The following is an 8,881-nucleotide window of genomic DNA, read 5'->3' on the forward strand; positions in this document are numbered from 1 at the left end:
ACATGTCAGTGAAGCGAAGGTAGTGCAATAGATATGGATCGTATTATTGAAAAATCAGATCTGGGTTGGTGGATCGTCAGTCACGAACAGAAGTTGTGGCTGCCCGGTGGAGAAATACCCTACGGTGCGGCAGAAACGTTCGATCTCGTGGGCCTGCCTGCGCTCAGGATCGGCGAGTGGCAGGGTGAGCCCGTATGGTTGATCCAACAAGCGCGTCGTCAGGATATGGGATCCGTTCGCCAGGTGCTTGATCTGGATGCGGGACTGTTCCAGCTCGCGGGGCGGGGCGTGCAGCTGGCGGAGTTTTATCGCTCGCACAAATACTGCGGCTATTGCGGGCATACCATGCACCCGAGCAAAACCGAGTGGGCGCTGCTCTGCGGCCACTGCCGTGAACGTTATTATCCGCAGATCGCGCCGTGCATCATCGTCGCCATCCGGCGCGACGATTCCATCCTGCTGGCGCAGCATACCCGCCATCGCAACGGCATTCATACCGTCCTCGCCGGGTTCGTCGAGGTGGGCGAGACGCTGGAGCAGGCGGTAGCGCGCGAGGTGATGGAAGAGAGCGGAATCAAGGTGAAAAACCTGCGCTACGTCACCTCGCAGCCGTGGCCGTTCCCGATGTCGCTGATGACGGCGTTTATGGCTGAATATGACAGCGGCGAGATCGTTATCGACCAGAAAGAGCTGCTGGAGGCAAACTGGTATCGTTATGACGATCTGCCTCTTTTACCCCCACCGGGTACGGTGGCGCGTCGGCTGATAGAAGATACCGTGGCGATGTGTCGGGCCGAGTATGAGTAGTGTTACACTGAGGCCATGACGCTTAAGGAACTGCAAAAATGACCGAACTGAAGAACGATCGTTATCTGCGTGCGCTGCTGCGCCAGCCCGTTGATGTCACCCCGGTGTGGATGATGCGCCAGGCGGGACGCTATCTGCCAGAGTACAAAGCCACGCGCGCGCAGGCGGGTGATTTTATGTCGCTGTGCAAAAATGCCGAGCTGGCCTGTGAAGTAACGCTCCAGCCGCTGCGCCGCTTCCCGCTGGATGCCGCCATTCTCTTTTCGGACATTCTCACCATTCCGGACGCCATGGGCCTTGGGCTCTATTTTGAAACCGGCGAAGGCCCGCGCTTCACCTCCCCAATCAAAAGCAAAGCCGACGTGGATAAGCTGCCGATCCCCGATCCGGAAGGCGAGCTGGGCTACGTGATGAACGCCGTACGCACCATTCGCCGTGAGCTGAAAGGTGAAGTGCCGCTGATTGGCTTCTCCGGCAGCCCGTGGACGCTGGCGACCTATATGGTTGAAGGGGGCAGCAGCAAAGCCTTCACCATGATTAAAAAGATGATGTACGCCGAGCCGCTGGCCCTGCATGCGCTGCTCGACAAGCTGGCGAAGAGCGTCACCCTCTATCTGAACGCGCAGATTAAAGCGGGCGCGCAGTCGGTGATGATTTTCGATACCTGGGGCGGCGTGCTGACCGGGCGCGATTATCAGCAGTTCTCCCTGTACTACATGCACAAAATCGTCGACGGCCTGCTGCGTGAAAACGAAGGCCGCCGCGTGCCGGTGACGCTGTTCACCAAAGGTGGCGGCCAGTGGCTGGAAGCGATGGCGGCAACCGGCTGCGACGCGCTGGGCCTCGACTGGACCACCGATATTGCCGAAGCGCGCCGTCGCGTGGGCGACAAAGTGGCGCTGCAGGGCAATATGGATCCGTCCATGCTCTATGCGCCGCCAGCCCGCATTGAAGAAGAAGTGTCGACTATACTGTCTGGTTTCGGCCAGGGTGAAGGCCACGTGTTTAACCTCGGCCACGGCATCCATCAGGATGTGCCGCCAGAACACGCAGGCGTATTTGTGGAGGCGGTGCATAGGCTTTCAGCCCAGTATCACAAGTAAGGAGAGGTTATGGATCTCGCGTCGCTACGCGCTCAGCAAATCGAACTGGCTTCATCGGTGATCCGTGAGGATCGTCTGGATAAGGATCCTCCGCAGTACATTGGTGGAGCGGACGTCGGGTTCGAGCAGGGTGGGGAAGTGACGCGAGCGGCGATGGTCGTACTGAAATACCCTTCGCTTGAGCTGGTGGAGTACAAGGTGGCGCGTATCGCGACCACCATGCCGTACATTCCGGGTTTCCTCTCCTTTCGCGAATATCCCGCGCTGCTGGCAGCGTGGGAACAGCTCTCGCAAAAACCTGACCTGCTGTTTGTCGATGGACACGGTATTTCCCACCCGCGCCGCTTAGGCGTTGCCAGCCACTTTGGGCTGCTGGTGGATGTGCCGACCATCGGTGTCGCCAAGAAGCGCCTGTGTGGGGCGTTTGAGCCGCTCTCCCCAGAGCCTGGCGCGCTGGCGCCGCTCATCCATAAAGGCGAGCAGCTGGCGTGGGTCTGGCGCAGCAAGGCGCGCTGTAACCCGCTGTTTATCGCCACCGGGCACCGGGTCAGTATGGACAGCGCCCTGGCGTGGGTTCAGCGCTGCATGAAGGGCTACCGTTTACCTGAGCCGACGCGCTGGGCGGACGCCGTTGCCTCCTCGCGTCCGGCTTTTGTTCGTTGGCAGGAAATTCAGCCGTGATTCAGGTAAACTGCGGCTAATTTTCGATTCGAGACATCATCATGCTACAAAACCCGATTCATCTGCGCCTTGAGAAGCTGGAAAGCTGGCAGCACGTGACGTTTATGGCTTGCCTGTGCGAGCGCATGTATCCCAACTACGCCGCGTTCTGTAAGCAAACGGAGTTTGGCGAAGGCCAGATTTATCGCCGCATCCTGGATTTAATCTGGGAGACGCTGACGGTGAAAGACGCGAAGGTGAACTTCGACTCTCAGCTGGAAAAGCTGGAAGAGGCGATCCCGGTTGCGGATGATTTTGACCTGTACGGAGTTTATCCGGCGATTGATGCCTGCGTCGCGTTAAGCGAGCTGCTCCACTCTCGTCTGAGCGGTGAAACGCTGGAGCACGCTATCGAAGTCAGTAAGGCCTCGATTACCACCGTCGCGATGCTGGAGATGACCCAGGCAGGTCGTGAAATGACCGACGAAGAGCTGCGTGCCAATCCGGCCGTAGAGCAAGAATGGGATATCCAGTGGGAAATTTTCCGCCTGCTGGCAGAGTGTGAAGAACGCGATATTGAGCTGATCAAAGGTCTGCGAGCGGACTTACGTGAGGCCGGCGAGAGCAATATTGGTATAATTTTTAACCAATGAGACAACAAAACGTGATTTAACGCCTGTTTTGTCGCTCCTCGACTCTTCCCTTCTGCCCCCCGTCTGGTCTACATTTGGGGGGCGAAAAAAAGTGGCTATCGGTGCGTGTATGCAGGAGAGTGCTTTTTTGGCATTTTCGTCGCACTCGATGCTTAGCAAGCGATAAACACATTGAAAGGATAACTTATGAACAAGACTCAACTGATTGATGTAATTGCGGACAAGGCTGATCTGTCTAAAGTGCAGGCTAAAGCTGCTCTGGAATCTACCCTGGCTGCTATTACTGAGTCTCTGAAAGAAGGCGATGCTGTACAACTGGTTGGTTTCGGTACCTTCAAAGTGAACCACCGCGCTGAGCGTACTGGCCGCAACCCGCAGACCGGTAAAGAAATCAAAATCGCCGCAGCTAACGTGCCGGCATTTGTTTCTGGTAAAGCACTGAAAGACGCTGTTAAGTAAGACGCGTGGCAGTGAACAGTTTTAGCGAAGGGGCGGCAACGCCCCTTTTGTCTTTCTGGCGTGGAACGCTCGCGCTGGTAGGCGTGCTGTTGCTGTCAGCCTGTAGCCACTATTCCTCCCTCCCTCCGTTTACCGCCAGCGGTTACGCGGACAACCAGGGGGCGGTCAGGATCTGGCGCAAAGATTCCGGTGGCGAAGTGCATCTGCTTTCTGCCTTCAGCCCGTGGCATAGCGGCAATACGTCGACTGCGGAATATCGCTGGCAGGGAGATGACCTGTCGCTGATTGAACTGAACGTCTACAGCAAAACCCCCGAACACGTGAAAGTGCGTTTTGATGACCATGGCGAGCTGAGCTTTATGCAGCGTGAAGTCGGCGGTCAAAAACAGCAGCTTTCCAGTGATCAAATCGCCCTCTACCGTTACCGTGCCGAACAAATCCGCCAGACAAGCGACGCGCTGCGTCTGGGACGCGTTGTGCTGCGCCAGGGGCGCTGGCATACCGATGGAACGGTGACCACCTGCGAAGGGCAGACGGTGAAGCCTGAGCTCGAATCCTGGGCTACCGAACATATTCAACGCCGTCAGCGTCATTCATCAATGGAGGTGAGTGTGGCGTGGCTGGAAGCGCCGGAAGGCTCTCAGCTGCTGCTGGTGGCGAACGAAGACTTCTGCACCTGGCAGCCGACAGAGAAAAGTTTTTGATTTAAGTTCCCTCTCCCTTGAGGGTGTACAGTCCGGGGACATGGTAGACAGGTGTTCGGGGACATGGTGAACACTTTTTAACATCCTTTACCCATGGTGATCGACTTTTTCTTCAGGTCGATCACCCCCACTTTCGTGCTGTACCACCATACTTCATAGCAGCCATCTTTCTCCGTCTCCTTCAGCCCGACCCGTTCTCCCCTGAACGCCTTGCCTGCGCTCAGACTGACACCCTGTATGCTCAGCTTTCCGCTGACATCCACTTTCCTGACCATCACGCCCTCGTCATATTCCGGTGGCGTTGTGTTGCCGCTGTACTGCCGGGCTGACGGCTGATACCGCGAGCCCGGTACCGCCATATCCAGCGCCTCGTGCGGGCGTTCAAGGTTATAGACCGTCCGCCAGTGGTCGAAGGCGCGCTGCAGCTCACCGCTGTCCGCGAACCATTTTCCCTGCAGCACTTCCGCCTTCAGGCTGCGGTGAAAACGCTCCAGCTTGCCCTGCGTCTGCGGATGATAAGGCCGGGAATGCCCCACCCGGATACCCAGACGCATCAGCCACAACTCCAGCGCCGTCCAGGTGCCGGTGGTGTCGCCCCACGGTGAGCCGTTGTCCATCGTCATCCGGTCCGGCAGGCCGTAGCGTTCAAACACGCTGACCAGCTGCTGCTGCACGGTCTCGCGCCGTTCATCGGTACAGTGCGCAAGGCACAGGGAAAAACGGGAGTGGTCGTCCAGCAGGGTGAGCGGATGGCAGCGGCCACCGCCAAAGAGAAAGTGGCCCTTAAAATCCATCTGCCAGAGGCGGTTCGGCGCGTCGTGTTCGAAGCGTCCCGTGGCGGGAATGCCCGGTGAAGCGCCCGGCAGCAGGCCGTGACGGGCCATGAGGTTATGGACGGTGCTGAAGGCGGGCATGGGGTGCCCCTGGTCTTCGAGCCAGCGCTTAATCTTGCGTGCGCCCCAGCGTTCATGACGGTCATGCGCCATGTGCAGCAGGGCCGTGATGTCGTCAGATGAGCGGTTCGGGGAATGGTGCGGTGTGCGCGGGCGGTCCTGAAGGCCGGCGGCACCTTCCTGAGCCCAGCGGCGAAGCCACTTGTAGCCGGAGGCAGGTGAAATGCCAAAGCGACGGCAGAGGGAACGGATGTTCGCCCCGTCCTGCGAGGCGAACAAAACAAACTCGGTACGTAATGACATGGTATCTCTCGCATCCCAGGGCATAAGCGACTCCATAAACGGGTTCTTATGCCTCAGTTGTAAGTGTCTACCATGTCCCCGAACAAGTGTTCACTATGTCCCCGGACTGTACAGAGGGAGAGGGTTAGGGTGAGGGTGTGAAATTACTCGCCCTGCTCACGCGCAATCGCGCGATAACCGATATCCTGGCGGCTGAAGCTGCCGTCCCAGTGAATATCCGCCATCAGCGCATAGGCGCGCTTCTGCGCTTCTGCCACGGTATGACCCAGCGCGGTGGCGCACAGCACGCGGCCACCGTTGGTGAGGACGCGATCGTCGTCAGCCAGCTTCGTCCCGGCGTGGAACACCTTCGCACCGTCAATTTCTTCCAGCGGCAGGCCGTGGATTTCATCGCCGGTGCTGTAGCTACCCGGATACCCGCCCGCAGCAATCACCACGCCCAGAGACGCGCGCTCGTCCCACTCTGAGGTTTTCTCGTCGAGCTTGCCTTCGCAGGCTGCCAGACACAGATCCACCAGATCGGATTTCATGCGCAGCATGATAGGCTGTGTTTCCGGATCGCCGAAGCGGCAGTTGAATTCAATCACCTTCGGGTTGCCCTGCTTATCGATCATCAGACCTGCGTAAAGAAAACCAGTGTAGGTATTGCCTTCCGCCGACATCCCTTTCACGGTAGGCCAGATGATGCGGTCCATGGTGCGCTGGTGCACTTCGTCAGTCACTACCGGAGCAGGGGAGTAGGCGCCCATCCCGCCGGTATTCGGGCCGGTATCGCCGTTGCCCACGCGCTTGTGATCCTGGCTGGTGGCCATCGGCAGAACGTGCTCGCCGTCGACCATCACGATAAAACTCGCCTCTTCACCGTCGAGGAACTCTTCGATCACGATGCGGTGGCCCGCGTCGCCAAAGGCGTTGCCGGCCAGCATATCGTGAACAGCGGCTTCGGCTTCCTCGAGGGTCATCGCGACGATAACGCCTTTCCCGGCGGCCAGACCGTCGGCCTTGATGACAATCGGCGCGCCTTTTTCACGTAAGTAGGCCAGGGCTGGCTCCACTTCGGTGAAGTTCTGATACTCCGCCGTCGGAATGTTATGACGCGCGAGGAAATCTTTGGTGAAGGCTTTAGAGCCTTCAAGCTGGGCTGCACCTTCCGTTGGGCCGAAGATTTTCAGGCCTGCTGCGCGGAACGCATCCACCACGCCAATTACCAGCGGTGCTTCCGGGCCCACAATCGTCAGGTCGATTTTCTCGCTCTGGGCAAAGCTCAGCAGCGCCGGGATATCGGTCACGCCGATAGCCACGTTCTGCAGCGCGGGTTCCAGCGCGGTACCGGCGTTGCCCGGTGCCACGAAGACGGTATCAACCAGCGGAGACTGCGCCGCTTTCCACGCCAGAGCGTGCTCGCGCCCGCCGTTACCAATCACTAATACTTTCATTTTCTGCTCCGGGAATTAATGGCGGAAGTGACGCATGTCGGTGAAGATCATCGCGATGCCGTGTTCGTCGGCGGCGGCAATCACTTCGTCGTCGCGGATAGAGCCGCCAGGCTGGATCACGCAGGTGATGCCCACAGCAGCAGCCGCGTCGATACCGTCACGGAACGGGAAGAAAGCGTCAGAAGCCATGGCGGAGCCTTTCACTTCCAGACCTTCATCGCCTGCTTTAATGCCCGCAATTTTCGCGGAGTAAACGCGGCTCATCTGGCCGGCGCCTATCCCGATGGTCATGTTCTCTTTGGCGTAGACAATGGCGTTTGATTTGACGAACTTGGCGACCTTCCAGCAGAACAGCGCGTCACGCAGTTCCTGTTCGCTCGGCTGACGCTTGGTCACCACGCGCAGGTCGGCTTCTGTCACCATCCCCAGATCGCGGTCCTGAACCAGCAGACCGCCGTTCACGCGCTTGAAGTCCAGGCCCGGCACGCGTTCGGCCCACTGGCCGCAAACCAGTACGCGCACGTTCTGTTTCGCCGCGGTGATTTTTAGCGCTTCTTCGGATGCGGATGGCGCGATGATCACTTCAACGAACTGGCGGGAGATGATGGCCTGTGCGGTTTCAGCATCCAGCTCGCGGTTGAAGGCGATAATGCCGCCGAACGCGGAGGTTGGGTCGGTTTTGTACGCGCGATCGTAGGCATCCAGAATAGAGTTGCTCACGGCAACGCCGCATGGGTTCGCATGCTTGACGATAACGCAGGCAGGCTCGCTGAACTCTTTCACGCACTCCAGCGCAGCGTCGGTGTCGGCAATGTTGTTATAGGAGAGCGCTTTGCCCTGCACCTGCTTGGCAGTCGCAACAGAGGCTTCTTTTACCTCTTCTTCTATATAGAAGGCTGCCTGCTGGTGGCTGTTCTCACCGTAACGCATATCCTGCTTCTTAATGAAGTTCAGGTTCAGGGTGCGCGGGAAGCGGCCAGAAGGATCTTTGCTTTCACCGTGGTAAGCCGGCACCAGGCTACCGAAGTAGTTGGCGATCATGCTGTCGTACGCCGCGGTGTGTTCGAAGGCTTTGATGGCGAGGTCGAAACGCGTTTCCAGTGTGAGCGACCCTTCGTTAGCATCCATCTCATTAATAATGGTTTCGTAATCGCTGCTCTTCACCACGATGGCCACATCTTTATGGTTCTTGGCTGCGGAGCGCACCATGGTCGGGCCGCCGATATCAATATTCTCTACGGCATCTTCAAGAGAACAGCCTTCGCGGGCAACGGTCTGGGCAAACGGGTAGAGGTTAACGACCACCATGTCGATTGGGGCGATGTCATGCTGTTTCATAATGGCGTCGTCCTGACCGCGACGGCCAAGAATACCGCCGTGTACTTTCGGGTGCAGGGTTTTGACGCGTCCATCCATCATTTCCGGGAAACCGGTGTAATCGGACACTTCGGTTACCGGCAGACCTTTATCTGCTAACAGGCGAGCGGTACCGCCTGTGGAAAGCAGCTCCACACCGCGTGCGGAAAGTGCCTGAGCGAATTCGACGATACCGGCTTTATCAGAAACACTGAGCAGAGCGCGGCGGACTGGACGACGTTGTTGCATGGTAAATCCCCTGGATTTCACGATTACAGAGAGCGTTAGATGAATTTTCCAGTGAAAAACTCATCTAACACACCTGACGGGGCATCCTTATTAAGCGCGAGCATTTTAACGAAAACGTTTGCGCAACGCTCGCATATTTTCACTTTTTCGTATCATTGTGGATAAGTCTGTGTGTAAAAAGGTATAAGGCGGGGTTTTGCTGTGGAATGCAGCAGTCAGTCATTTTTCTGTCATTTAGCGGTTGCGGCCTGCTGAGAA

9 protein-coding genes are annotated in these 8,881 nt (G+C 57.8%); 6 read left to right on the forward strand and 3 right to left on the reverse strand.

Annotated features, from left to right (window positions below; translation table 11 throughout):
- Positions 1 to 33: 33 nt before the first annotated feature.
- The 6 genes from nudC to AB8818_RS22380 all read left to right on the forward strand — a co-directional run bounded on the left by nudC (position 34) and on the right by AB8818_RS22380 (position 4,386).
- Positions 34 to 807, forward strand: a complete 774-nt coding sequence (nudC, locus tag AB8818_RS22355; RefSeq protein ID WP_163331135.1) for an NAD(+) diphosphatase — start codon at positions 34 to 36, stop codon at positions 805 to 807.
- Positions 808 to 845: 38 nt separating this feature from the next.
- Entirely contained in the window at positions 846 to 1,910 is a 1,065-nt protein-coding gene (gene hemE / locus AB8818_RS22360; protein ID WP_163331134.1) for a uroporphyrinogen decarboxylase, read from the forward strand.
- 9 nt (positions 1,911 to 1,919) lie between these two features.
- The gene (gene nfi, locus AB8818_RS22365; protein WP_023331768.1) at positions 1,920 to 2,591 is read left to right on the forward strand and encodes a deoxyribonuclease V; all 672 of its coding nucleotides are present in this window, start codon (positions 1,920 to 1,922) and stop codon (positions 2,589 to 2,591) included.
- A 41-nt stretch (positions 2,592 to 2,632) separates the two neighbouring features.
- On the forward strand, positions 2,633 to 3,223 hold the full coding sequence (locus tag AB8818_RS22370; protein ID WP_116344068.1) for a YjaG family protein: 591 nt from the start codon (positions 2,633 to 2,635) through the stop codon (positions 3,221 to 3,223).
- Positions 3,224 to 3,409: 186 nt separating this feature from the next.
- Positions 3,410 to 3,682, forward strand: a complete 273-nt coding sequence (gene hupA, locus AB8818_RS22375; RefSeq protein WP_002445246.1) for a nucleoid-associated protein HU-alpha — start codon at positions 3,410 to 3,412, stop codon at positions 3,680 to 3,682.
- 11 nt (positions 3,683 to 3,693) lie between these two features.
- Positions 3,694 to 4,386 (forward strand): DUF1481 domain-containing protein, encoded by a 693-nt coding sequence (locus tag AB8818_RS22380; protein WP_192985212.1) that lies wholly within the window; start codon positions 3,694 to 3,696, stop codon positions 4,384 to 4,386.
- A 77-nt stretch (positions 4,387 to 4,463) separates the two neighbouring features.
- Here AB8818_RS22380 and AB8818_RS22385 read toward each other — a convergent pair whose 3' ends face one another.
- The 3 genes from AB8818_RS22385 to purH all read right to left on the reverse strand — a co-directional run bounded on the left by AB8818_RS22385 (position 4,464) and on the right by purH (position 8,623).
- Positions 4,464 to 5,618 (reverse strand): IS481 family transposase, encoded by a 1,155-nt coding sequence (locus AB8818_RS22385; protein ID WP_192985209.1) that lies wholly within the window; start codon positions 5,616 to 5,618, stop codon positions 4,464 to 4,466.
- A gap of 107 nt (positions 5,619 to 5,725) precedes the next feature.
- A complete protein-coding gene (gene purD, locus AB8818_RS22390) occupies positions 5,726 to 7,018 on the reverse strand; it encodes a phosphoribosylamine--glycine ligase (RefSeq protein ID WP_116344066.1) in 1,293 nt (430 codons plus the stop codon).
- 15 nt (positions 7,019 to 7,033) lie between these two features.
- Positions 7,034 to 8,623: a bifunctional phosphoribosylaminoimidazolecarboxamide formyltransferase/IMP cyclohydrolase gene (gene purH / locus AB8818_RS22395; protein ID WP_163331133.1), complete on the reverse strand. Its 1,590-nt coding sequence runs from the start codon at positions 8,621 to 8,623 to the stop codon at positions 7,034 to 7,036.
- Positions 8,624 to 8,881: the final 258 nt, after the last annotated feature.

The organism is Enterobacter sp. KB-280D8 (assembly GCF_041399405.1).
Lineage (GTDB): Bacteria > Pseudomonadota > Gammaproteobacteria > Enterobacterales > Enterobacteriaceae > Enterobacter > Enterobacter cloacae_N.